Annotated in this window: 23 protein-coding genes; 13 read left to right on the top strand and 10 right to left on the bottom strand. The window is 72.0% G+C overall.

Annotated features, from left to right (window positions below):
• Positions 1-66 precede the first annotated feature (66 nt).
• Both ACIBCA_RS25545 and ACIBCA_RS25540 read left to right on the top strand, forming a co-directional pair.
• Entirely contained in the window at positions 67-2,058 is a 1,992-nt protein-coding gene (locus ACIBCA_RS25545) for a 2-oxoacid:acceptor oxidoreductase subunit alpha (RefSeq protein ID WP_396285324.1), read from the top strand.
• A complete protein-coding gene (locus tag ACIBCA_RS25540; RefSeq protein WP_396285323.1) occupies positions 2,055-3,125 on the top strand; it encodes a thiamine pyrophosphate-dependent enzyme in 1,071 nt (356 codons plus the stop codon). The genes ACIBCA_RS25545 and ACIBCA_RS25540 overlap by 4 nt, the downstream gene beginning before the upstream one ends.
• Before the next feature lie 87 nt (positions 3,126-3,212).
• Here the strand turns inward: ACIBCA_RS25540 and ACIBCA_RS25535 are convergent, their stop codons facing one another.
• Both ACIBCA_RS25535 and ACIBCA_RS25530 read right to left on the bottom strand, forming a co-directional pair.
• Entirely contained in the window at positions 3,213-4,910 is a 1,698-nt protein-coding gene (locus ACIBCA_RS25535; RefSeq protein WP_396285322.1) for an LCP family protein, read from the bottom strand.
• A complete protein-coding gene (locus ACIBCA_RS25530) occupies positions 4,903-5,382 on the bottom strand; it encodes a DUF6542 domain-containing protein (protein WP_396285321.1) in 480 nt (159 codons plus the stop codon). The genes ACIBCA_RS25535 and ACIBCA_RS25530 overlap by 8 nt, the downstream gene beginning before the upstream one ends.
• 364 nt (positions 5,383-5,746) lie before the next feature.
• Here ACIBCA_RS25530 and ACIBCA_RS25525 point away from each other — a divergent pair, with 364 nt between their 5' ends.
• On the top strand, positions 5,747-6,409 hold the full coding sequence (locus ACIBCA_RS25525) for a TetR/AcrR family transcriptional regulator (RefSeq protein WP_396285320.1): 663 nt from the start codon (positions 5,747-5,749) through the stop codon (positions 6,407-6,409).
• 92 nt (positions 6,410-6,501) lie between these two features.
• On the opposite strand, the gene ACIBCA_RS25520 is transcribed toward ACIBCA_RS25525, so the two are convergent.
• Together ACIBCA_RS25520 and ACIBCA_RS25515 are read right to left on the bottom strand one after the other, a co-directional pair.
• Positions 6,502-7,203 (bottom strand): hypothetical protein, encoded by a 702-nt coding sequence (locus ACIBCA_RS25520; RefSeq protein WP_396285319.1) that lies wholly within the window; start codon positions 7,201-7,203, stop codon positions 6,502-6,504.
• 310 nt (positions 7,204-7,513) lie between these two features.
• Positions 7,514-8,071 (bottom strand): TetR family transcriptional regulator, encoded by a 558-nt coding sequence (locus ACIBCA_RS25515; RefSeq protein WP_396285318.1) that lies wholly within the window; start codon positions 8,069-8,071, stop codon positions 7,514-7,516.
• A gap of 138 nt (positions 8,072-8,209) precedes the next feature.
• On the opposite strand from ACIBCA_RS25515, the gene ACIBCA_RS25510 reads away from it, so the two are divergent.
• The 3 genes from ACIBCA_RS25510 (at position 8,210) to ACIBCA_RS25500 (ending at position 12,296) form a co-directional block, all read left to right on the top strand.
• Positions 8,210-9,421 (top strand): MFS transporter, encoded by a 1,212-nt coding sequence (locus ACIBCA_RS25510; RefSeq protein WP_396285317.1) that lies wholly within the window; start codon positions 8,210-8,212, stop codon positions 9,419-9,421.
• A complete protein-coding gene (locus ACIBCA_RS25505; protein WP_396285316.1) occupies positions 9,418-9,810 on the top strand; it encodes a nuclear transport factor 2 family protein in 393 nt (130 codons plus the stop codon). Before ACIBCA_RS25510 ends, ACIBCA_RS25505 begins: the two co-directional genes overlap by 4 nt.
• A 545-nt stretch (positions 9,811-10,355) precedes the next feature.
• Positions 10,356-12,296 carry a hypothetical protein gene (locus ACIBCA_RS25500; protein ID WP_396285526.1) on the top strand — a complete coding sequence of 647 codons (1,941 nt, stop codon included), beginning with the start codon at positions 10,356-10,358 and terminating at the stop codon, positions 12,294-12,296.
• On the opposite strand, the gene ACIBCA_RS25495 is transcribed toward ACIBCA_RS25500, so the two are convergent.
• The gene (locus ACIBCA_RS25495) at positions 12,261-13,148 is read right to left on the bottom strand and encodes a LysR family transcriptional regulator (protein ID WP_396285315.1); all 888 of its coding nucleotides are present in this window, start codon (positions 13,146-13,148) and stop codon (positions 12,261-12,263) included. The two genes, ACIBCA_RS25500 and ACIBCA_RS25495, sit on opposite strands and share 36 nt — an antisense overlap.
• A 130-nt stretch (positions 13,149-13,278) precedes the next feature.
• Here ACIBCA_RS25495 and ACIBCA_RS25490 point away from each other — a divergent pair, with 130 nt between their 5' ends.
• Positions 13,279-13,983: a flavodoxin family protein gene (locus tag ACIBCA_RS25490; protein WP_396285314.1), complete on the top strand. Its 705-nt coding sequence runs from the start codon at positions 13,279-13,281 to the stop codon at positions 13,981-13,983.
• A 59-nt stretch (positions 13,984-14,042) separates the two neighbouring features.
• Positions 14,043-15,341, top strand: a complete 1,299-nt coding sequence (locus tag ACIBCA_RS25485; protein WP_396285313.1) for an SMI1/KNR4 family protein — start codon at positions 14,043-14,045, stop codon at positions 15,339-15,341.
• Positions 15,342-15,780: 439 nt separating this feature from the next.
• On the opposite strand, the gene ACIBCA_RS25480 is transcribed toward ACIBCA_RS25485, so the two are convergent.
• Together ACIBCA_RS25480 and ACIBCA_RS25475 are read right to left on the bottom strand one after the other, a co-directional pair.
• Positions 15,781-15,981 carry a DUF397 domain-containing protein gene (locus tag ACIBCA_RS25480; protein ID WP_396285312.1) on the bottom strand — a complete coding sequence of 67 codons (201 nt, stop codon included), beginning with the start codon at positions 15,979-15,981 and terminating at the stop codon, positions 15,781-15,783.
• Between the two features lie 13 nt (positions 15,982-15,994).
• Positions 15,995-16,870, bottom strand: a complete 876-nt coding sequence (locus ACIBCA_RS25475) for a helix-turn-helix domain-containing protein (protein ID WP_396285311.1) — start codon at positions 16,868-16,870, stop codon at positions 15,995-15,997.
• A gap of 131 nt (positions 16,871-17,001) precedes the next feature.
• Between ACIBCA_RS25475 and ACIBCA_RS25470 the strand changes: the two genes are divergently transcribed.
• The 4 genes from ACIBCA_RS25470 to ACIBCA_RS25455 are packed head-to-tail and all read left to right on the top strand — an operon-like array spanning position 17,002 to position 18,072.
• On the top strand, positions 17,002-17,421 hold the full coding sequence (locus tag ACIBCA_RS25470) for an ATP-binding protein (RefSeq protein WP_396285310.1): 420 nt from the start codon (positions 17,002-17,004) through the stop codon (positions 17,419-17,421).
• 14 nt (positions 17,422-17,435) lie between these two features.
• A complete protein-coding gene (locus tag ACIBCA_RS25465) occupies positions 17,436-17,669 on the top strand; it encodes a hypothetical protein (protein WP_396285309.1) in 234 nt (77 codons plus the stop codon).
• The gene (locus ACIBCA_RS25460) at positions 17,657-17,779 is read left to right on the top strand and encodes a hypothetical protein (protein WP_396285308.1); all 123 of its coding nucleotides are present in this window, start codon (positions 17,657-17,659) and stop codon (positions 17,777-17,779) included. The genes ACIBCA_RS25465 and ACIBCA_RS25460 overlap by 13 nt, the downstream gene beginning before the upstream one ends.
• The gene (locus ACIBCA_RS25455; protein ID WP_396285307.1) at positions 17,776-18,072 is read left to right on the top strand and encodes a hypothetical protein; all 297 of its coding nucleotides are present in this window, start codon (positions 17,776-17,778) and stop codon (positions 18,070-18,072) included. The genes ACIBCA_RS25460 and ACIBCA_RS25455 overlap by 4 nt, the downstream gene beginning before the upstream one ends.
• Before the next feature lie 21 nt (positions 18,073-18,093).
• On the opposite strand, the gene ACIBCA_RS25450 is transcribed toward ACIBCA_RS25455, so the two are convergent.
• A complete protein-coding gene (locus ACIBCA_RS25450; protein ID WP_396285306.1) occupies positions 18,094-18,462 on the bottom strand; it encodes a hypothetical protein in 369 nt (122 codons plus the stop codon).
• A gap of 807 nt (positions 18,463-19,269) precedes the next feature.
• Here ACIBCA_RS25450 and ACIBCA_RS25445 point away from each other — a divergent pair.
• Positions 19,270-19,902 (top strand): flavin reductase family protein, encoded by a 633-nt coding sequence (locus ACIBCA_RS25445; protein WP_396285305.1) that lies wholly within the window; start codon positions 19,270-19,272, stop codon positions 19,900-19,902.
• Between the two features lie 56 nt (positions 19,903-19,958).
• On the opposite strand, the gene ACIBCA_RS25440 is transcribed toward ACIBCA_RS25445, so the two are convergent.
• Positions 19,959-20,231: a hypothetical protein gene (locus tag ACIBCA_RS25440; RefSeq protein ID WP_396285304.1), complete on the bottom strand. Its 273-nt coding sequence runs from the start codon at positions 20,229-20,231 to the stop codon at positions 19,959-19,961.
• Between the two features lie 108 nt (positions 20,232-20,339).
• Positions 20,340-20,864, bottom strand: a complete 525-nt coding sequence (locus ACIBCA_RS25435; protein ID WP_396285303.1) for a CGNR zinc finger domain-containing protein — start codon at positions 20,862-20,864, stop codon at positions 20,340-20,342.
• Positions 20,865-20,895: the final 31 nt, after the last annotated feature.

The following is a 20,895-nucleotide window of genomic DNA, read 5'->3' as shown; positions in this document are numbered from 1 at the left end:
GTGCACCAAGCGGACGGGGCACGGGGCCGCGCCCGCGGGGGTGCACCCACGAGGAGGTCCGCGGCAGTGACCAGTCAGGTCGATCAGTCAGAAGCAGTGGACGGCTCGGACGGCGGCGAAGGCCGTGCCGGCAGCGGTGAGGACCGCCCCGGTGCGACCGTGCCCGCCGGCCCTCCCGCCCCGGGCGGGCCACCGCGCGGCAAGCCCATTCGCAGACTCGACCGGGTGATCATCAGGTTCGCCGGCGACTCGGGTGACGGCATGCAGCTCACCGGTGACCGCTTCACCTCCGAGACGGCGTCCTTCGGCAACGACCTCTCCACGCTGCCGAACTTCCCCGCCGAGATCCGCGCGCCCGCCGGCACCCTGCCCGGCGTCTCGTCCTTCCAGCTGCACTTCGCCGACCACGACATCCTCACCCCCGGGGACGCCCCCAACGTGCTGGTGGCGATGAACCCGGCGGCGCTGAAGGCGAACCTGGCGGACCTGCCGCGCGGTGCGGAGATCATCGTCAACACCGACGAGTTCACCAAACGCGCCCTGGCGAAGGTCGGTTACGAGGCCGACCCGCTCGGCGACGGCTCGCTGGACGGCTACCACCTGCACAAGGTGCCGCTCACCACGCTCACCGTCGAGGCGCTCAAGGACAGCGGCCTGGCCCGCAAGGACGCCGAGCGGGCGAAGAACATGTTCGCCCTGGGGATGCTGTCCTGGATGTACCACCGGCCCACCCACGGCACCGAGAGGTTCCTGCGCTCCAAGTTCGCCAAGAAGCCGCAGATCGCCGAGGCCAACGTCAGCGCCTTCCGGGCCGGCTGGAACTTCGGTGAGACCACCGAGACCTTCGCCGTCTCCTACGAGGTGCCGCCGGCCCGCCTGCCCGCCGGCCGCTACCGCAACATCTCCGGCAACCTGGCCCTGTCCTACGGCCTGATCGCCGCCGCCGAGCGCGCCGGACTGCCGCTCTACCTGGGCTCGTACCCGATCACCCCGGCCTCCGACATCCTGCACGAGCTCTCCCGGCACAAGGACTTCGGGGTGCGCACCTTCCAGGCCGAGGACGAGATCGCCGGGATCGGCGCCGCCCTGGGCGCGGCCTTCGGCGGGGCGCTGGGCGTGACCACCACCTCGGGCCCGGGTGTGGCGCTCAAGTCCGAGACGATCGGCCTGGCCGTCTCGCTCGAACTGCCGCTGCTGGTCGTGGACATCCAGCGCGGCGGCCCCTCCACGGGCCTGCCGACCAAGACCGAGCAGGCGGACCTGCTGCAGGCGATGTTCGGGCGCAACGGCGAGGCGCCGGTGCCGATCGTCGCCCCGGCCACCCCCGCCGAGTGCTTCGACGCGGCCCTGGAGGCGGCCCGCATCGCCGTTACCTACCGCACCCCGGTGTTCCTGCTCTCCGACGGGTACCTGGCCAACGGCTCCGAGCCCTGGCGCATCCCCGAGGTGGGCGAACTCCCCTCCATCGACCCGGACTTCGCGACCGGCCCCAATCGCGAGGACGGCTCCTTCTGGCCGTACCTGCGCGACGCGGCCACCCTGGCCCGGCCCTGGGCGCTGCCCGGCACCCCGGGCCTGGAGCACCGCATCGGCGGCATCGAGAAGCAGGACGGCACCGGCAACATCTCCTACGATCCGGCCAACCACGACTTCATGGTCCGCACCCGCCAGGCCAAGGTGGACGGTGTCGCGGTCAGGCCCGTCGAGGTGGACGACCCCAGCGGCGAGGCCCGGGTGCTGGTGCTGGGCTGGGGCTCGACGTACGGGCCGATCACCGCGGCCGTGCGCCGGGTGCGCGCGGACGGCGGCGAGATCGCCCAGGCGCACCTGCGCAACCTCAACCCGTTCCCGGCCAACCTCGGTGCGGTGCTGCGCAGTTACGAGAAGGTCATCGTGCCCGAGATGAACCTGGGCCAGCTGGCGCTGCTGCTGCGCGCCCGGTACCTGGTGGACGCGGAGTCCTACAACCAGGTGCGCGGGCTGCCGTTCAAGGCGGCGCAGCTGGCGGACGTGCTGTGGGCGGCGATCGGCACCCTGGACGAGGAGGACCACCGATGAGCGGCGATGTTTCCGAGGGGCGTCGTTTCCCGTCGCTGAAGCTGGTGCCCAAGGCCGAATCCCCGCAGAGCGCACGGGACTTCAAGACCGACCAGGAGGTGCGCTGGTGCCCCGGCTGCGGGGACTACGCGATCCTCGCGGCGGTGCAGTCCTTCATGCCGGAGCTGGGCGTCAAGCGCGAGAACACGGTGTTCGTCTCCGGCATCGGCTGCTCCTCGCGCTTTCCGTACTACATGAACACCTACGGGGTGCACTCCATCCACGGGCGCGCCCCGGCGATCGCGACGGGTCTGGCGACCTCCCGCCGGGACCTGAGCGTGTGGGTGGTGACGGGTGACGGCGACGCGCTGTCCATCGGCGGCAACCATCTGATCCACGCGCTGCGACGCAACGTCAATCTGAAGATCCTGCTGTTCAACAACCGTATCTACGGACTGACCAAGGGCCAGTACTCGCCCACCAGCGAGGTCGGCAAGATCACCAAGTCCACGCCGATGGGCTCCCTGGACGCGCCCTTCAACCCGCTGTCGCTGGCGCTCGGCGCGGAGGCGTCCTTCGTGGCGCGCACCATCGACTCGGACCGCAAGCACCTGCAGTCGGTGCTGCGCGCGGCCGCCGAGCACGAGGGCACGGCGCTGGTGGAGATCTACCAGAACTGCAACATCTTCAACGACGGCGCCTTCGAGGTCCTCAAGGAGCCCGGCACCCGGGACGAGGCGCTGATCCGCCTGGAGCACGGGCAGCCGGTGCGCTTCGGCGCGGACGGCGCCGGCGGCGTCTTCCGGGGCGCGGACGGCGAGCTGTTCACGGCGCCGGTCACCGCCGCCAACGAGGCGGACGTCCTGGTGCACGACGCCCACGCCCCCAGCCCCGCCAGGGCGTTCGCCCTCTCGCGGATCGCCGACGCGGACACCCTGCACCACACCCCGATCGGGGTGCTGCGGGACGTGAGCCGGCCGGTGTACGACGAGCTGATGGCGGGCCAGCTGGAGGAGGCCGAGGCCGCCCGCGGCCGCGGCGACCTGGCGAAGCTGCTGGCCGGCGGTGACACCTGGACGGTGGACTGACCCTCTGCCCGAGATGTGCTTCGGCGCCCCCTTCGCACGTGGAAGTTCGCACGTGGAAGGGGGCGCCGAGGCGCGTTCGGGCGCCGGTCAGAAGACGCAGGGGATCCCGCCGTCGGACTGGGCGTCGACCGCCGGCCCCTGGACGGCCACGTTCGGGGCCTGGTTGGCGGGGCCCCCGGGCGTCGGAGCGGCGGTCTTGTCGGCGGCGACCCCGGTGAAGGAGGTGCCGAGGGTGACGACCACGTGGTCGGCGGCCGTCGAGGCGGACTCGGTGGCGCTCACGCCGTAGCGGGCGGCGATCTGGTCGGCCGCGTCCTTGCCGCCCTTGCCGTAGACGACGGTGGTGGTCTTCGGGTGGGTGGCGGCCGAGCCGGTCTTCCCCTCCTTGAAGCCCATCGCGGCCAGGGCCTTGGACTCGGCGCTGGAGGAGACCCCGGCGGCGGAGGAGGCGTTGTACACGTCCACCGTGGCGGGGCTCGCGGCCTTGGGCGGCGCGGTCGTGGTGGGGGCGGCGGGTGCGGTGGGCGCCGTGGTGGCGCCGTCCGCGGGGGCGGCGACCGGGGCGGAGGCGTCCGCGTAGCCGAAGAGCTGCTTGACGACCGTCTGGATCTTGGCCGGGGTGACGATGTTGACGTCCTGGCCGTTGCGGGTGTCGAACTTGTCGAAGGTCAGGGTGTTGAACTCGACGTTGCCGCCGGTCAGGGCCGGGGCCTGCTCGGCGAAGTCGAGGATGTTCCACTCGTTGTCGATGACGAGGTCCTTCTGGACGACGCCGAACAGCTGCCTGAGCTTGCCGAGGTCGCTGACCACGCCGTCCTGCTTGAGCTTGTGGACGACGGAGGAGATGAACGCCTGCTGGCGGTGGGTGCGGGCGAAGTCGCCGGTGTTGCCCTTGCCGTCGTCCAGGTTGTGGCGCTGGCGGACGAAGGCCAGCGCCTGGGAGGCGTTGAGCTTGTTGACGCCCTTCTTGAAGTCCGCGCCGGAGCCCTGGCCCTCCATGGCCGGGTCCTTGGTGTCGTGGGTGAGGCACACCTCGATCGGCTCGACGGCCTTGGCGATGTCGTAGAACCCCATGAGGTTGACCTCGGCCACGTGGTCGATCGGCTGGTTGACGAAGGTCTGGACGGTGCGGATGGTGGCCGCGCGGCCGATGTCGCGCCCGGCCTTCTCCAGGTCGGCGCCCTTGAGGCCCTTGGCCCGCAGGCCCGCGTCCGCCTTGTCCTTGGCGTTGCCGTACGCCTCCTTGATCTTGGCCATGCCCATCTGGGTGCCGTCGCCCTTGTACGTCATGACGTAGTCGTCGCGGGGGATGGACACGGCCTGCACCTTGCCGCCGTTGGCGGGTATGTGCAGCAGGATCAGCGAGTTGGTGTTGTAGCCGCCGACGTCGGAGCTGTGGCCCGCGTGCAGTTCGTCCTGGATGAACTGTCCGGGCAGGTCGGAGCCGTCCATGGCCTTGCGGCTGTCCAGGCCGATCAGCAGCAGGTTGACCGAGTTGTCGAGGTGCTTGGGCGCGTCCTTCTTGGTCTCCTCCAGGGCCTTGGAGGTCACCATGCCCTTGGTGAGCTCGTTGACCCCGTACCAGGTGACCCCGGCGGCGACGAACACCGCGAACCCGGCGGTGCAGGCGATCGTCCGCCCGGCGATCAGCAGCGGTGAGCGGCGGGGCGCGGGGGGCTGCGGTGCGCGGCGGGAGGCGCGGCGGCCCTCCGGCCGGCCGGGGTTCTCGCCGGCGCCGTTGCCCTCGGTGCCGTTGCTCTCGCTGCTGTCGGCGTGCTCAGTCATGCTGCCTCCTGCGGCCTCGGATCATCCGGACCGCGATCACCAGGACGGCCGCCGTCGCGGCCAGAGCCATCACGGGGAAGCCCTGCACCAGCCACTTCGCCGAGCCGGTGGCCAGGTGGCTTCCCTCGTACTTGTCGGGGTTCACCAGCAGTTCGACGCCGGCCTCGACGCCCAGGACCACCAGCGGCGATCCCGTCAGCACCCACCACCAGCCGTTGCGGGTGCTCAGGCCGGCCGCCAGGGCGGTGCCGAGCACCGAGCAGATCAGGAAGGCCGCGCCCATGCCGGGGCCGGAGGCCTCGTCGACCGCCGCGCCGATCAGCGGCAGTCCGACGGCCAGGACGGCGGGGATCGCGGGCCCTCCGGGCAGGGCGCGCGCGGGTGCGGGTGTGGGCGCGGCCGGCTCGGCGGGTCTGCCCGCCGCCCGTCGCCGTGCTCCCTGCTCGGCCGTCCGTCCTCGCTGCCCCGCCACGTACTCACCCCCGGAAGGTCCCGCGTCATCACGCGCCGTGTCGGCGCGGTCGCCGGGAGCCGTGCGAACTACGGTTGCGGCGCTGCCAGTTCTGGACGCTGTTGTCGGCCGGCCGGTTCCCGGCCGCGGTTTCCCGCCGCCGATCGGGGGCAGGCCCGTTTTCGGTTTTCCTCTACACGGGTGTAGAGATCACACGCAGCATAGAGCACAGCTGTTCGGTGACAAGCCCCGCCAGTCTGGGGCACGGCCAAGGTACACCGGCCGGTTCACCGGCCGTCCGGCGGGCGGTCGGCGGGTGGTCGGGAGGCGGTCGGCCGGGCGGCGAGGACGGGACGGGACGGGTCGAGCAATGAAGGAGATCTCGGTGATCGCGAGGGACGGGGCAAGACGGCCGGAGAAGCGCCGGGCCATCACGGAGGCCGCGACGCGGGTCTTCGGGCGGGAGGGGTTCGCGCGGGCCAGCATGGACGCCATCGCGGCCGAGGCCGCGGTGAGCAAGCGCACGGTCTACAACCACTTCGCCGACAAGGAGACGCTCTTCCTGACGGTGGCGCTGCAGAGCGCCGCGGAGCTGACCCTGCGGCTGGAGCGGCTGGCGGCCGCGCACCTGGACGAGACGGACGAAGGGGGTTCCGTCCGGGAGGCGCTGGCCGCCTTCGCGGTGGAGCGGGCCCGCGCCCTGCTCCGCTCGGGCGAGCACGGCGCCGTCGCGCGGGCGATCCGCGCCGAGGTGGTGAACATCCCCGGGGACGTCCTGGACGCCTGGCTCGATGCCGGCCCCGACGCGGAGCGCCGCGCCCTCGCGGCCCGCTTCGCCGTCTGGGCGCGCCGGGGGCTGATCGCGGCGGACGACCCGGAACTGGCCGCCGAGCGCTTCACCCTGCTCACGTACCAGGGCGTGGCCGAGCGCTCCTTCCGGGGCGCGCTGGCGGTGCCGGGCGAGGAGGTCGAGCGGATCGTCGCGGACGGGACGGACGCCTTCTGGCGCCTGCACGGCGCGGGCGCCGCGGTGGTGGCGGCGCTCTGACGTGCGGCGGGGCGGGGAGGGAGGGCGTGCGCCCTTCCTCCCCGCCCCTTTTCGGCCTTTTCAGGCTTCTCAGCCTTCTCGGCCGGGCCGCGTCACTTCCAGTTCAGGCCCTTGCCCAGGGTGTACGGGTCGCCCCAGTACTCGGCGCCCGCGACCTTGGAGGCTTCCGGCGCCAGCGCCAGCACGCAGGAGGTCACCGACTTGCCGTTGGTGAAGCCGCTCGGGAAGGAGTTGTTCGGGCACTTGGCGAACTTGCCGATGATCGACACCTCGGTCGCCTCGCTGCCGTCCGCGAGCAGGCCCTTGATCTGGGTCAGGCTGGAGAAGGACATGTCGGTGGAACCGACGTTGGTGACCTTGTAGTTGATGTAGTAGGGCACCTGGCCCTTCACCTTGTCGCCGAGGTTGAGCGGGGCCAGGTCGGCCGGGTCGCCCTTGGTGATGTCGGTGACGGTGAGCGAGATGTCGCCGGTCGCCTTGCCGTACTTGTACGGGAACTGGATCGGCTGGCCGATCTTGGCCGTGGTGCCGGCCGCCGGGGCCGCGCCGCCGCCGGTCGCCCCGCCGGTCGAGCCGCCCGTGGCGCCGCCGGTGGCCGGCGCGGCGGAGGTGGCCGGGGCCGCCGGGGTGGTGGGCGCCGAGGTCGGCGCCGCCTGGGTGGGCGCGGCCGGCGCGGTGGTGGCGGCGGTGTCGCCGTTGGCCGCGTCGTCGTTGCAGGCGGTCAGGCTGAGCGCGCTGACGGCCGCCAGGGCGGCGATCGCCAGGGTGCGGCGGTGCGTGGAGATGAGCTTCAAGTGACGTCCCCCGTCTCGTGGGACCGCGCGATCGCGGCCCCCGACGTACGTTCTTAGCGCAGTCGGGCCACCCGGCGCACCTCGGCGGTCCCGTTTTGACCCGGTCGTGACGACTCCCTCGCACGATCGTGACAAGGGATGCCGAGTCGTGATCTGCCAGGTCAGCGGCTTGTAGACGTACTATCGCCCGCCCGCTCGTCCACCGGGGCCGGGTACGGCGACGTGCGAGTGCGCCGGCGGGGCGCCGTCGGAGGGGCGCCGGCGCGAGTGGCGCGGGGCGATCGTCCGGACGGTGTGACGGCGGCTTCTGTCAGGTCCGGCCGGAAAGGGGGAGGGCGCTGACGGCGCGGGAGATGTCGCCGCGCAGCCGGTCGAGGTCCTCCTCGGGTCCGAGGATCATGCGGCGCACCTGGGGCATGGCGAGGCTCCAGCCGACCAGGCCGAGGGCGAGGAAGAGGCGGGTGCGTTCGTCGCCCTGGCCGCTGTCCGCCGCCCGGAGCTTGTCCTCGTAGTGGCGCCGGCGGGCGTCCTCGCCGGGGACGGGCCGGTCGCCCATCTCGAGGGCCTCCCACAGCAGCAGGCGCAGCGCCTCGGGGTGGGCGCGGTGGTGGTCGAACAGGCGCCCGGCGTAGGAGGCGAGGTCGTCGTCCCCGGGCGGGACGGCTTCGGCGAGGTCGGCCATGAGGCGTTCGAGGACGGCGGCGAAGAGGCCGTCCTTGTCGCCGAAGTAGTCGTAGATGGCCCGCTTGTTGGCCTGGGCGGAGGCGGCGATGCGGTCCACGCGGGCGCCGGCGACGCCGTGGGCGGCGAATTCGGCGGCCGCCGCGGTGAGGATGCGCTCTTTGGTCGCTGTGGAGTCGTACGCCATGGGGTGATGGTAGCGGGGGTGGGAACGAACCGGTTCGTTTGACGCGGGGGCAGCGGTCTGCCAGTCTCGGTCCCGTCATTCCGAACCATCTAGTTCGTTCGATTCGGATCGTTCGGATCGTTCGGTTGGAGTCTCCTGATGTCCGGACCCGACTTCCTTCGCCACGGCTCGAAGCTGCCGCTGCTCATGGCCCTCGCCTGCGGGGTCGGTGTGGCCAACGTCTACTTCCCGCAGGCCCTCACCCCGCTCGTCGCCGACGCCTTCGCCATCAGCCCCGACACCGCCGCCGGCGTCGCCACCCTCACCCAACTCGGCTACGCCGCGGGGATCTTCCTCCTCGTCCCGCTCGGCGACCGGCTGCCCCGCCGCCCGCTCGCCGCCACCCTGCTCGCCGTCACGGCCTGCGCCCTGCTGGCCGCCGGACTCGCCCCCGCCACCGCCGCCCTCGCCGCCGCGGCGGCCGTGGTCGGCCTCGCCACCGTCGTCCCGCAACTGCTGCTGCCCCTCGCCGCCGGCCTGGTCGCCCCCGAACGGCGCGGCTCCGTCATCGGCACCCTCCAGGGCGGCCTCATCGGCGGCATCCTGCTCGCCCGCACCTTCGGCGGCGTCCTCGGCGAACACCTCGGCTGGCGCGCCCCCTACCTGGTCGCCGCCGCCCTCACGGGCCTGCTCGCCCTCGTCCTCGGCCTCGCCCTGCCCACCGTCGCGCCCGTCACCCGTGAGCGGTACCCCGCCCTGCTCGCCGACACCCTGCGCCTGCTGCGCACCGAACCGGCCCTGCGCCGCTCCGCCCTCTACCAGGCCACCCTCTTCGCCGGATTCAGCGCCGCCTGGACGGCCCTCGCCCTCCTCCTCACCGGCCCCCACTACCGGATGGACGCCCAGGCCGTCGGCGTCCTCGCCCTCATCGGCGCCGCCAGCATGCTCGGCGCCCCCGCCGCGGGCCGCCGCGTCGACCGCGACGGCCCCGACCGCGTCACCACCCGGTGCACGGTCGCGGTGCTCCTCGCCGCCGCCGTCCTCGCGGGCGGTACGGCAGGCGGCCCGCTCGGCCTGGCCGCCCTCGCGGCGGGACTCCTGCTGCTGGACGTCGCCGTCCAGTGCAGCCAGGTCGCCAACCAGGCCCGCATCTTCGCCCTGCGCCCCGAAGCCCGCAGCCGGCTCAACACCGCCTACATGACCTGCTCGTTCCTCGGCGGCAGCGCCGGCTCCTGGCTCGGCGTGCGCGCGTACGCCCTGCTCGGCTGGCCCGGCGTCTGCGCCCTCGTCGCCCTCGCCGCCACCGGCGCGCTCACCGCCCACCTCCTGCGCACGAACCCGACCACCCTTCCCGAGGAGTACTCCCGATGACCTTCCCCGCCATGCCCGCCGCCGTCCTGCAGTTCTTCCGCGCCTCCCAGGAGGGCGACGCCGCCACCTGGGCCGCCTCCTTCACCGAGGACGGCGTCTTCCACGACCCCATCGGCACGCCCCCGCTGACCGGCCGCCCCGCGATCCACGACTTCATCGCCTCCGTCCTCCCGAACTTCCACCCCTTCCTCGGCCTCACCCCCGTCGAGGCGCACACCGTCGGCCACCACGTCGCCGTCTCCTGGCGCGGAGCGGCGGTCGCGCTGGACGGCCGTCCCGTCAACTGGTCCGGCATCAACCTCTACGAACTCGACGAGGAGACGGGCCTCATCCGCGAGGCCAGGGCGTACTTCAACAGCGCCGTCTTCCGAGCCCAACTGGCCGACTGACGCCGCTGCTCGTGCGCCTCGGCCGCTGATGCCCGTGCGCGGGAAGTCGGCCCGGCCGACTTCCCGCGCACGGGCTCTGTCCGGCAGCGTCCGGCAGCGGGCCTCCAGTGCCTCGGCTGGCCGCGTGAGTCCCGCGGCGGGCTCCCGCGGAAGCTTTGGCCGGCACGCCGGTGCCGGAGGGCGCTCGTCCCCGTAGAGACATCGAGCCCGCTCGGCCGACCTGCTGCGCACGCGCCGCAGCCCGCGACGCCATGCCCCGCCGGACAGATGCCCCCGGCCGGAACACCAACGCCCGGCCCCAGCGCCGTGTACGGGCGGGGTTGCTGCGCAGGAAGTCGGCCCGGCCGACTTCCTGCGCAGCGTTCGTCGCGCGGACCGTGCTGCCGATGGCTGCTGAGGGGGCGCCTCCCGGGTGGGCGGCATTATCGGCGAACCGGTGCTGCGGGGCGGGGGATCCGGGGATTGCCGGGTGGGGTGTGCCGCCGGGTGCCAGAGTGCGGCTCGGCTGGCCTCCGGTGGTGGGGCCCGGTGGGATCGGGGGCGTGATGGGGCGGGATGTGGTGCGGGAGTCCGCGCGGGCGGGGCGGCTGGTGGTGTGGGAGGAGTCGGCGCGGGACGGTGCGCAGGCCAAGACGCTGATGCCGGCGGCCGTGCGGGTGCGGCTGGCGCGGGAGCAGGGCCGGGTGTTCGGGGCGGACGGGCCCCGGCACGTGGTGTTCGCGGCGGGGTTCCCGGCCGTGTGCGCGGAGGAGTTCGAAGCGGTGCGGCGCGTCGCCGTCGAGGCGGAGGGCGCGGTGTCCGTCGCCGCCGTGTGCCGGGGCCGCGCGGCGGACGTGCGGCAGGCCGTGGCCGCCGTCCGGCGCGCGGAGCACGCCCGCGTCATGGTGGTGGTGCCCGCCTCCGAGGCGATGGCCTCGACGATGGCGCACCGGACGGCCCGCGAAGCCCTGGAGGCGGCGGTCGCGCTGATCGGGGAGGCCCGGGCCGTGGACGACCGGGTCGCCGTCGACCTCTGCCTCGCCGACGCCTCCCGCGCCGACCACGGCCTGATGGCCGCCGCCGCGGGCGCGTTCACCGGGGCCGGGGCGGGTGTCGTGGTGCTCGCCGACACCGTCGGGCTCCAACTCCCCTCCGACACCGCGGAGATGTTCGCCGAGGTCGCGGCCGGCGCCGGCCCCGGGACGGTGCTCGCCTCCCACCTGCACAACGACCTCGGCCTCGGCCTCGCCAACACCCTGGAGGCCCTGCGCGCTGGCGTGCGGGTCGCGGCCACGTCCTGGCTGGGCATCGCCGAGCGCAGCGGCATGGCCGCCACCGAGCAGCTGCTCCTGCTGCTCGCCGAGGACGGCGCGCGCGCCGCCCGGCTGCTCGGCCCCGACGCCGACCGCCTCTGGTGGACGGCCCCGGACCTCACCGCGCTGCCCCGCCTCGCCGGGCTGGTCTCCGAGGCGACGGGCGTGCCGCTGGGCGTCACCACCCCGGTCGTCGGCACCGGGGTGGGCAGCATCTCCACCGGCACGCCGTTCGTCCATCCGCGGCTGTTCCAGCCCTACGACCCGCAGGCCGTCCTGGGGACCGCCCCGCGCGTGGTGCTCACCCAGCTGGCCAGCGCCCGGGTCGTCCGGGCGATCGCCTCCCGGCTCGGCCACGACCTGGAGCACGACCCGGACGGGGAGCGGACGGCGGCCGCACTGGCCTGGGTGAAGTCCCGCGCCTTCCGTACGGGCCGGGCGGTCGTCGAGGACGCGGCGTTCGCGGCCTTCCTCGACGGGGCCCCGGACGCCGACCTCGGAACGGTCGACGCGGACGGCGCCCGCACCGCCCTGGGCGAAGGGGCGGCGGTGCTCCCGAACCCGGCGCCGCTGACCTTCGTCGTCGCGGGAACCGACCCGAGGGCCGTCAACACGGCTAAGGGCCGCCCCGCGGACCAGGCCGTCGCCCTGTGGGCCCACGACCCGGGCGTCCTCGCCGAGCTCGACACCGTCCTCGGCCTGGGCGCGGGCCTCGCCGCCCTCGCCCGGAGGCTGCTCACCGAGGAACTGGTGACCCTCCTCCTCCCGCTGCGCCCCGACGCCGACCCGCCCGCCTGGCTGGCCCCGGCCACGCGCGACGGCTGGACGCTGCTCTTCGGCGCCCGCTGGTCCCCGCTGCTGCCCGTCCTCGCGGGCCACCCCGTCCTGTACGTGAGCAGCGCCAACCGCACCGGCCGGGCACCGGCGGCGACGGCCGCCGAGGCGGAGGCGCTGGGCGTGCCCGTGCTCGGGCCGGGCTCCCTGCCCGGGACGGGGGTCGGTGGCGCCGCAGCCCGGGCCGCGACCACCACGCTGCGCCTGCACCCGGACGGGCGGCTCGACCTGCACCGCGCCGGGGCACAGGACCGGGCGTACGGCGGCGGCGCCGGCTACCTGGAGCACCTCCGCGCCGTCTACGGCCCCGGGCCCGGGCCCGGGCTACTCCGCGGAGGCGGCGAGGAGGAGGTCGCGTAGGGCGGTGGCGGTCTCGGAGGGGTCGGGCGGGGTGAGGATGACCTGGTCGGCGGTGGTGGAGGGGCCGGTGAGCGGGATGATGCGCAGGCCGGGCGGCTGGTGGTCGAGGGCGGACTCGACGGTGATGCCGATGCCCGCGCCCGCGGCGACGTGGGCGGCGATGCCGTGGACGCTGTCGGCCGTACGGATGATCCGCAGGTCCGCGCCGCCGATCCGGAAGGCGGAGAGCAGCCGGTCGCAGAGGCCGCTGTTGATCTGGTGCGGCCAGGTGAGCAGGTCCGTGGTGGACAGCTCGGCCGCGCTCAACTCCTCACGCCCGGCGAGGGGGTGGGCCTCCGGGACGAGCGCCATGAACCGTTCCGTGGACAGCACCCGCGTCCGTACGCCGGTGACTCCGTCCGTCGCCCAGCCGATGCCAAGACCGATCGTCTCCGCCCGTACGGCGGTGAGTTGGGCGGTGGTCGGCATCGGCTCGGGCACGATCGTCACCTCGGGGAAGCGCTCGCGCAGCCGGGGCAGGCAGCGCAGCAGCAGGTGGTAGCTGGTGTACTCGGCGTGGGCGACGACGAGCGTGGTGAGGTGGTCCTCGCCGGCGGCGAGGGCGCGTCCGCGCTGCTCGAAGCGGCGCAGCTGGGTGAGGGCGGCGTGGGCGTCGGGCAGCAGCGCCTCGCCGAGTCCGGTGAGCGACACCCGGCGGCTGGTGCGGTGGAACAGCCGCCCGCCGAGGCTGCCTTCGAGGCGCCGTACGGCTTCGCTGACGGTGGGCTGCCCCCGGTGGAGTCGGGCGGCGGCGCGGCCGAAGTGCAGCTCCTCGGCCACGGCGACGAACGCCTCCAGTTCCATCCTGTCCATGGGAGTCAGGCTAGCGCGATCGATCGGTGCGGCCGATCGCTGCGCGTCGAAGTTCGGCGTTGATGGCGGGCGGCGGGAGGGATGGGATGGGTGGGCAGGAAGCCCTCCCGATCGGAAGCAGTGAAGACAGATGTCGGTCAAGAACGTTGAGCACGCCCCCACCGTCACCGTGACGGTGGTCTACCACTCGGTGCACGGCCACACCCGGGTCCTCGCCGAGCACCTCGCGGCAGGCGCGCGGGGCGTGCCGGGGGCGGAGGTGCACCTCGCCGAGATCCGTGCCGAGGACGTCAACGCGGGCCGCTGGCACGACGAGCAGACGATGGCGCTGCTCGGCAGGTCGGACGCGATCGTGTTCGGCAGCCCGACGCTGATGGGCAGCGTGTCGGCGGTGTTCAAGGCGTTCATGGAGGCCGCGTTCACGCCGTTCATCGAGCAGGGCTGGAAGGACAAGCTGGCCGGCGCCTTCACCATGTCCGCCTCGCAGAGCGGCGACAAGCTGACGGTGCTGGAGCAACTCGCCGTCTTCGGGGCGCAGATGGGCATGCAGTGGATCGGCGTGGGCGACATGCCCGGCAACAACTGGAGCGGCGGCAGCCGCGACGACGTCAACCGGCTCGGATCGTGGCTCGGCCTGATGAGCCAGAGCCACGCCGACCTCGACGCCGACCAGGCGGGCTCCCGCGGCGACCTGATCACGGCGGAGCGCTACGGCGAGCGCATCGCCCGACTGGCGCAGCGCTGGGTCAACGCCGTGCCGTACGAGACCCCCCGGATGACGGAGCACGAGGCCCGCGCCCTCTCGGCCTCCCTGCGGGAAGCGGCGGTGGTGTAGGGCTGTCGGCGGCGGCCGGTACGGTCCGTGGGGCCGCCTACCTGTTCGGAGGGATTCCGTTGACCGCGCTCTATGCGTTCGCCACCTGGGAGCAGATGCTGACACTGCTGCGGGGTAAGCCCGGTGTGTCGGGATGGTTCTCCTCGACGGGGTGGGGTGTGTCCCTCAGTGATCCGAGGGCCGCCGCGCCTGTGCGGCGTGCGCTCGCGGAGGCGGGCGTGCGGGAGGTGATGTTCGCGGCGGACGAGCCGACGACGCTGCACCTGTTCGAGGTCGGCCCCGCCGTGGAGCCCGCGTTCGGCTACCCAGGCCCCAACCCGGGCACGCTCGTCCTGGCCGACGGCGCGGCCGCCGGACTCTGGCGCCGCCTGCCCCGCCCCGTGTCCGGGGTGGTGCCGGCGCCGTCCGCGGACCCGGCCCTGCTGGAACGGACGCTGCGCGAGAGGCTCCCCGACGCCGTCGGCGCGACGGAGGAGGAGATCGCCGCTGCGGAGGAGCAGCTCGGCGTCGCCCTCTCCGAGGAGCTCAAGGCGCTCTTCCGCGTGACCAGGGTGTACCCGCCGGAGGCGGACGGATCAGGGGATTGGGAGGCCGACTACGCCGAGGGGGAGGCCGCCGCGTTTGCGGTCGGCTGCGAACTCTTCGGCCTGGACGGGCTGTTCGCTGCCACTGCGGCCACTCGCCTCGACTCGCGGCGGAGCACGGAGACGGAGGCGGTGGTCGCCTCGGACGATGCCGCCGTTCTGGACCTCGTCGGCTCGCCGGGCTGGATCGCCTTCGGCAGCAACGGCGGTGACCTCTTCGCCGTCGACATGACGCCCGGCCCGGGCGGGCACCTCGGGCAGGTCATCCTCATCAGTCATGAGGAGAGCATCGGGGCGGAGCTGTACGGCGAATCGCTGACGGAACTGGTCCTGAACGGCTTCGAGTGGAGGAAGCGGGCCGCCGGCGGCGAGGCGTGGGGGCCGCCGGTTGCGGCCCGGATCGGCGGCATGGTCGATCTCGAGTCCGCCGCCCATCCCGCCCTGGAGGTCGTGCGGATCTTCGGACGCGGCGGTACGCCACCGGTCAGCCTCGCCCCCATAGTTGGGCTGCCCCGCGTGCGCACCCTGGTCGCGCACCCCGGCACGCTCGCCGACCCGCTGGAGATCGCGGGCATGAGCGGTCTGGAGTACCTGGCAATCGGCCTGGACGAGTGGCGCATCCTCCTCGACGCCGGGGCAGTGCCTCGGGGCCTGCTGGCTGCGAACGTCGAGGTACGCGGCCACGAGCACCCGGTAGAGGTCGTGGAGCTGGCCAACGAGCTACTCGCCCTGTGGGGACGTCCGTTGATCACCCACACCGTCGTCAGGGGCTGACCACCGGGACTCGGGCTCCGGTTCTTCGTCCGGCACCGGCATCGGCGGATGCGCGGGCACCCGGTTCGGCCCACGCGACGCGGGTCGGCGCTGGGCGCGCCACTTGCCCTGCCGCTCGGGCGGGATCGTGCCGCTCATGGGGTCCTCCAGTCGTGCCGGGGCAGGGGAATGCCCATCATCCCGCCTACCTGCCCTCAGGCGCGTTGCCGTCACCGGGGCCATTTCCCAGTTCCTTCTCCGAGCGGGGGCGGGCACAGTGGACGCCATGGACACATCTGCCGCCGCTTTCGTTCCTGGCCTTGATCTCGCCCGGGCTCTGATGGAGACGGTGAGCGACCCGGGCTGTGGATCAGCGGGCGGACAGTACGGACTTCGTTTTCCGGCACCCTGGTCTCCCGCCCGCTCGCCGATTCGGCGAGCGGGCGGGGCGTGGCCTTGGTTAGGCGTGGTGGTCGAAGTCGCCGGCCTTGGCACTCAGGAGGAAGCTGCGGAGCTGGGTGGCCGTGATCGTGAGAACGGCCGATGGGTCATCGGATTCCCGCAGGTGACGCAGCTCTTCTGTGTCAGCCGCCAGCTCAATGCAGGTGTTTCCTCCGTTCGCCTTGGTAAACGATGACCGCTGCCAGGTTAGGTGGAACACTTAGCCGCGCCTTTCATCCCTGGAGCTTGTAGAGGAGGTGTTGAAGAAGCCCCCAGGAGTCACGGGAGTGCGCGTCATGGCGGGGCTTGATGGAATCGACTGCAGGGAGTGCAAAACCCGCGGCCTCCTGGAACATCAGATGGTACGCGGTCACGTCCGCTGGCTCGCCAAGGTGAATGGCACGGTGTGGCCCGTCCAAAATGATGGTGGAGAGAGCAGCGCACCCCGGATCGCAGATCATGAATGAACCTGGGTAGTGCGCCTCCTCGGTATCGAACGGCAGAATTTGGATGGTCACGTTTGGAAGCTCTGCCATGTCGATGAGGTGGAGGAGTTGCTCCCGCATCACTGATTTTCCGGCAAACTGCATTCGTAGTGCCGCTTCATGGATGACGAACCGGAACTGTCGCCGCTTCTCGTCGGTCAGAATACGCTGCCGCTGAAGGCGAAACTCGATGTCCCAGCGGCGATCCTTGTTGAGATCCCTATAGATGGCCTCAACGTAACCGGGGACTTGCAACATCCCGGGGACGTATAGAGATTCGAAGGTGGAGAAGGTCTCCGTCCTTTCCTCTGCCTCCGCCAAGTCCAGTGCGAGCACATGGACCTTCCCCTTGTACTTGCTCCACCAGCCCTTGCCGTTGCTGGCGCCGAGCTGCTGTAGAAGCGCGGTATAGGTGCTATCCGTGCACCCATAGCCGTCGAGCAGGATCGAGAGACGCTCCGAATCGAGGCTCGTTCGAGCCGCTTCGATATGGCTGAGTTGAGGGCCGAGCATGCCGATGAGTGCGCCAGCATCCTTCACGGCCAAGCCGGCCTCCTCGCGCAGACGCCTCAGCTCGGCGCCGAATCGCCGCTGTCGTTCGCTGATTTGAGTCCTGAGCGCCAAGGCGAGGTTCCTTCCGTTTCGGGCCAGTCGCCACCCACACGGGTGAGCTTAGCCAAGACCGGGGAGCCGCTCGCACGTTCTGGTTGCACGCGTGACACTCGTGAGCCTACTCTCAGTGTTGCGCCGATCACATGACGGCTCGTCAGTGCCCCCTCCTGTCTCCCCTGGGGTTGCTCATGTGTGCCTTTCCCTCTCCTCCTGACTGGTCTCCGGCTCGTGCCGAGCTCTGCGAACTCCTCACCTCTGCCGGGTGGCCGCCCTCCGCCATCTCTGATGCCGAACTCGCCCTTCACGAGCTCTTCGTCAATGCCTGGCGCCACGCCGGGAGCCTGGCTCCGCTCGTGATCGTCTCCCTCCGCGATCACCGCCTCCGCGTCTCGGTCTGCGACGACAGCCCGGTCCTCCCCGCCGAGCCCCGAATCCCCTCGGACCCGTTCTCGCTCTCCGGGCGGGGCCTGCACCTCGTTCGCTCCCTCACCCACCGCTTCGGCGCTGACCTGCGCAAGCAGGGCAAGGCCGTCTGGTTTGAACTGGAGATGGCCGCAGCATGAAACGCCGCTACCCGATGAAACCGAACGATCCCCGGATCAACGGCTACTCCGAGGACCACATCCGCACGCTTCTCGCCGAACTGCACGAACGCGGACGCAAGTTCGGCCTGATCTTCCCCTCCTCCACCACCGATCGCACGATCGAGGGTCGCGTGCTCGTCTGCTTCAACTCCGCCCCCGTCTCGACCCTCCTCAACCTCCTCACCCTCCTCCTCGACGTCGACCGCGAGCACCCGTGCGATTCCTGATCGCGACCGCCTTCCTCGTCCTCCTCGCGCTCGCCTTCGCGACCGTCGCCCTCGGCGTCATCACCGCACTCAACGTTGCAAAGTCCGACGAGGAGAAGCCCGAGCCGTGATCGCCCCCGATCCCTTCGCCAACGCGATCGCCGCCACGCACTACGCCATCGCGGCCTCCATCAACACCGTTTTCCCGCTTGCCGCGATGCCCGTCGTCCCCGACGACTTCGACTGGCCCGAACTCGACACCCTCGTCCACCACCTGGGCTTCGTCGCCGACGAATCCGACGCCGCCCAGCACCTCTACCGCCTGCTCTTCGCCGTCCACCGCATCGCCTACCGCGAGGGCGCCGGCCGCAACTCCCCCTGGCTCCCCACCCGCCTCAACCCGCGCGAGACCCCCGAGGAGTAGGAAGTCGGCCCGGCCGACTTCCTACTCCTCGGCCCCGTGCTCGGCCAAGAACTGATCAGCCTCCTGAGCCCGGCCTGTTTCGCGTAGCAGCCGGAGAAGGTTGAGCTGGGCGCTGCGGTCGCCATCCTCAGCACGCGTGCGCAGCGCCGCGTCCATCCCCCGCGCACGAAGCTCGGCGTTGAGCTTCCGCCGCGCATGCACATCCGTGCGCCCGAGTTCCGCGAGCTCCACGAACCGTCCCGCCCGAGCGAGCAGACTCATGTGCCGGAGATGGTGGTCGTGGGCGTAGTGATCAACGGAGAAGCACTCGGCCCGAGCACTCACCAGCGCGATGGCCGTATCCCAATCCTGGGCCTGCTCCGCTTCCTCGGCCTGCTCGAACCACCCCATGCCGCAAGTATCGCCTCGCACGGGAAGTCGGCTCGACGACTTCGCCAGCAGCGTCGCCAGTGGTGACCCCCTGCGTAGTAAAGAAGGCGGCGGTTGGCGTGAGTTGGGGTTGGAGGCGCGGCTGCGCGTGGCTTCGCCCCGCGCAGCCGCAAAGCCCGTGCCGGGGTGCGGTGTGGTGGCCTGGGTGGGGGCGGCCGTACGGGGAGTTGGCTGGTCCTTGCCGTGCGGGTGTGGGCGCGGCTGCGCGAGGCTTCGCCCTGCGCAGTCGCAAGGCCCTGCCCGGGGGCGCTGCGGCGTGGGTGGCTCTGGGGGAGTGGCCGCGCGGGGAGTTGGCTGGCCCTTGCCATGTAGGTGAGGGGCGGCGGTTGGCGTGAGTTGGGGTTGGAGGCGCGGCTGCGCGTGGCTTCGCCCCGCGCAGCCGCAAAGCCCTTGCCGGGGTAGGGCGCTGTGAAATGGGCGGGAGCGGTCGGACGGAAGGTCGGCCGGTCCCTGCCATGTGAGGGGTGGCGGTTGGCGTGGCTTCGCCTCGCGCAGCCACAAGGCCCTACCTGGGGTGGTGTGGAACGAGTGGGAGCGGCCAGACGGGAGGTTGGCGGGTTATGTCCAGGTGAGGAGAGACGCCGGCCACCCAGCGCCCGGGGAAGGTGTTCGGGGAGGAGATCACGCGCCAACGATGGCCTCGCCACCCGAGGTCGGACCGTGGTCGTACACCGTCGAACGCGATGTCGGTTTTCCGCCAGCCCGCCGGACCCCGCTCAGCGAGAGTCGACGAAGATCCTCCCTCCCCTCCCGCGAAAGGTTCAGCTCATGCACGTCGTCCCCGGGCTCAAGGTCCTGTACTTCGGAACCCCGGTGGTGCTGGTCAGCACCCTCAACGAGGACGGCACCCCGAACCTCGCGCCGATCTCCTCAGCCTGGTGGCTGGGCCAGCACTGCATGATCGGGCTGGGCAACAACGCGCAGACGACGGCGAACCTGCTGCGCGAGGGCGAGTGCGTGCTCAACCTGCCCTCGTCGGAGATGGTCGACGCCGTGGACCGGATCGCGCTGACCACGGGGAAGCCGACACTGGTGGAATACAAGGTGGAGCAGGGCTACCGCTACGAGCCGGACAAGTTCGGAGCCGCCGGTCTGACCGAGCAGCCGAGCGACCTGGTGAAGCCCCCCAGGGCGGCGGAGTGCCCGGTGCAGCTGGAGTGCCGGCTCGTGGAGGCGCATCCCTTCGGCGGCCCCAAGCGGCACGCCACCGCCTTCGAGGTGGAAGTCCTCCGGGCGCACGTGGAGGAGTCGCTCGTCATCCCGGGCACGCACTACGTGGACCCGCTCGGCTGGGACCCGCTGATCATGAAGTTCTGCGAGTTCTTCGGCGGCGCGGAGAACGTGCACCCGTCCCGGCTCGCCGAGGGCTGGAAGATGCCCCACCGCATTCCCACCGCCTGACCTCCCCCCCCCGTGGAGCAGGAAGTCGGACGGGCCGACTTCCTGCTCCACTCACCTCAGCAGCTGTGCGCGGAGGAGGGGCGGCTCGCCAGGATGTACGGCTTGCCGGAGATGTGGGCCTGGACGTCGGAGGGACAGGTCTTGATCCAGGCGTCGCCCGCGGCGTGGTTCTTGACCTTGGAGTCGCTGCAGTACTGGTCGCGGTCGGCGGTCTTGAAGCACTGGTAGCCGGGGTAGCCGGCCGCCGTGGCGGCGGTGGCACCGGCGAGGCCGGCGAACAGGCCGGCGACGGCGAGCAGGGCGACGGGCAGGGCGGTACGGATCCTCATGGGGTTCTCCCAGTGGTTCGTACGGACAGTACGCAGAGCCTGACACTACGTAGGCAGTTCGAGCAAAGACCACTGTCATGTTTTGGTCAAATGCCGACCGACTGAACCTCAGGACGCCCCCGTCCGTTGCCGGTGACGCCGCACGGCGTCCCGGTTCGCGCACCGCTGCGAGCAGTAACGCTGCCGCCCCGTACGGCTGGTGTCGGCGAAGGCCGTACGGCACTCGGCGACCGCGCAGCGCCCGAGCCGGTGCATGCCGCGCCCGACCAGGTGCAGCGCCGTGCCGGTGGCGATCAGCGCGGAGAGCATCAGCCCCACGGCCGTCCCCTCCTCCCGGTAGTGCAGGTGCCAGCCGTCGCCGCCGTGGTCGGTCAGGCGCGGGTGCGCGGTGGAGGCGGCGAGCATCGCATTGAGGCGGGCGGCGCGGATGGCCTCGTCCGGGGCGTCCACCACCCCCTCCCAGGCGTCGAGGACCGCCAGCACCTTCACCAAGTCCCCATCGAGCACCGGGTGTTCGAGTAGAAGCCCCGCAGTGCGGCAGCGCTCGGCAAGGTCGGCGGCATCGGTCGGTCGGTGGTTGGCGAGGGAGGCGGCGAGGTCGACGGCGTCGGCGCCGTAAGGGTTGAGGTGCACAAGGGCATTACAGCAGCGTGGTCTTCCACCG

This window comes from Kitasatospora sp. NPDC051170, from assembly GCF_044455705.1.
Lineage (GTDB): Bacteria > Actinomycetota > Actinomycetes > Streptomycetales > Streptomycetaceae > Kitasatospora.
The sequence above is the reverse complement of the archived record's forward strand: the minus strand, read 5'-3'. Positions and strand labels throughout refer to the sequence as shown.

Coding starts and splice junctions, on each gene's coding strand:
- ACIBCA_RS25535 (WP_396285322.1), bottom strand. CDS start 4,910: ATGACTGAGCACGCCGACAGCAGCGAGAGCAACGGCACCGAGGGCAAC.
- ACIBCA_RS25440 (WP_396285304.1), bottom strand. CDS start 20,231: ATGAGGATCCGTACCGCCCTGCCCGTCGCCCTGCTCGCCGTCGCCGGC.
- ACIBCA_RS25465 (WP_396285309.1), top strand. CDS start 17,436: ATGAAACCGAACGATCCCCGGATCAACGGCTACTCCGAGGACCACATC.
- ACIBCA_RS25505 (WP_396285316.1), top strand. CDS start 9,418: ATGACCTTCCCCGCCATGCCCGCCGCCGTCCTGCAGTTCTTCCGCGCC.
- ACIBCA_RS25490 (WP_396285314.1), top strand. CDS start 13,279: ATGTCGGTCAAGAACGTTGAGCACGCCCCCACCGTCACCGTGACGGTG.
- ACIBCA_RS25500 (WP_396285526.1), top strand. CDS start 10,356: ATGGGGCGGGATGTGGTGCGGGAGTCCGCGCGGGCGGGGCGGCTGGTG.
- ACIBCA_RS25470 (WP_396285310.1), top strand. CDS start 17,002: ATGACGGCTCGTCAGTGCCCCCTCCTGTCTCCCCTGGGGTTGCTCATG.
- ACIBCA_RS25515 (WP_396285318.1), bottom strand. CDS start 8,071: ATGGCGTACGACTCCACAGCGACCAAAGAGCGCATCCTCACCGCGGCG.
- ACIBCA_RS25450 (WP_396285306.1), bottom strand. CDS start 18,462: ATGGGGTGGTTCGAGCAGGCCGAGGAAGCGGAGCAGGCCCAGGATTGG.
- ACIBCA_RS25495 (WP_396285315.1), bottom strand. CDS start 13,148: ATGGACAGGATGGAACTGGAGGCGTTCGTCGCCGTGGCCGAGGAGCTG.
- ACIBCA_RS25540 (WP_396285323.1), top strand. CDS start 2,055: ATGAGCGGCGATGTTTCCGAGGGGCGTCGTTTCCCGTCGCTGAAGCTG.
- ACIBCA_RS25510 (WP_396285317.1), top strand. CDS start 8,210: ATGTCCGGACCCGACTTCCTTCGCCACGGCTCGAAGCTGCCGCTGCTC.
- ACIBCA_RS25445 (WP_396285305.1), top strand. CDS start 19,270: ATGCACGTCGTCCCCGGGCTCAAGGTCCTGTACTTCGGAACCCCGGTG.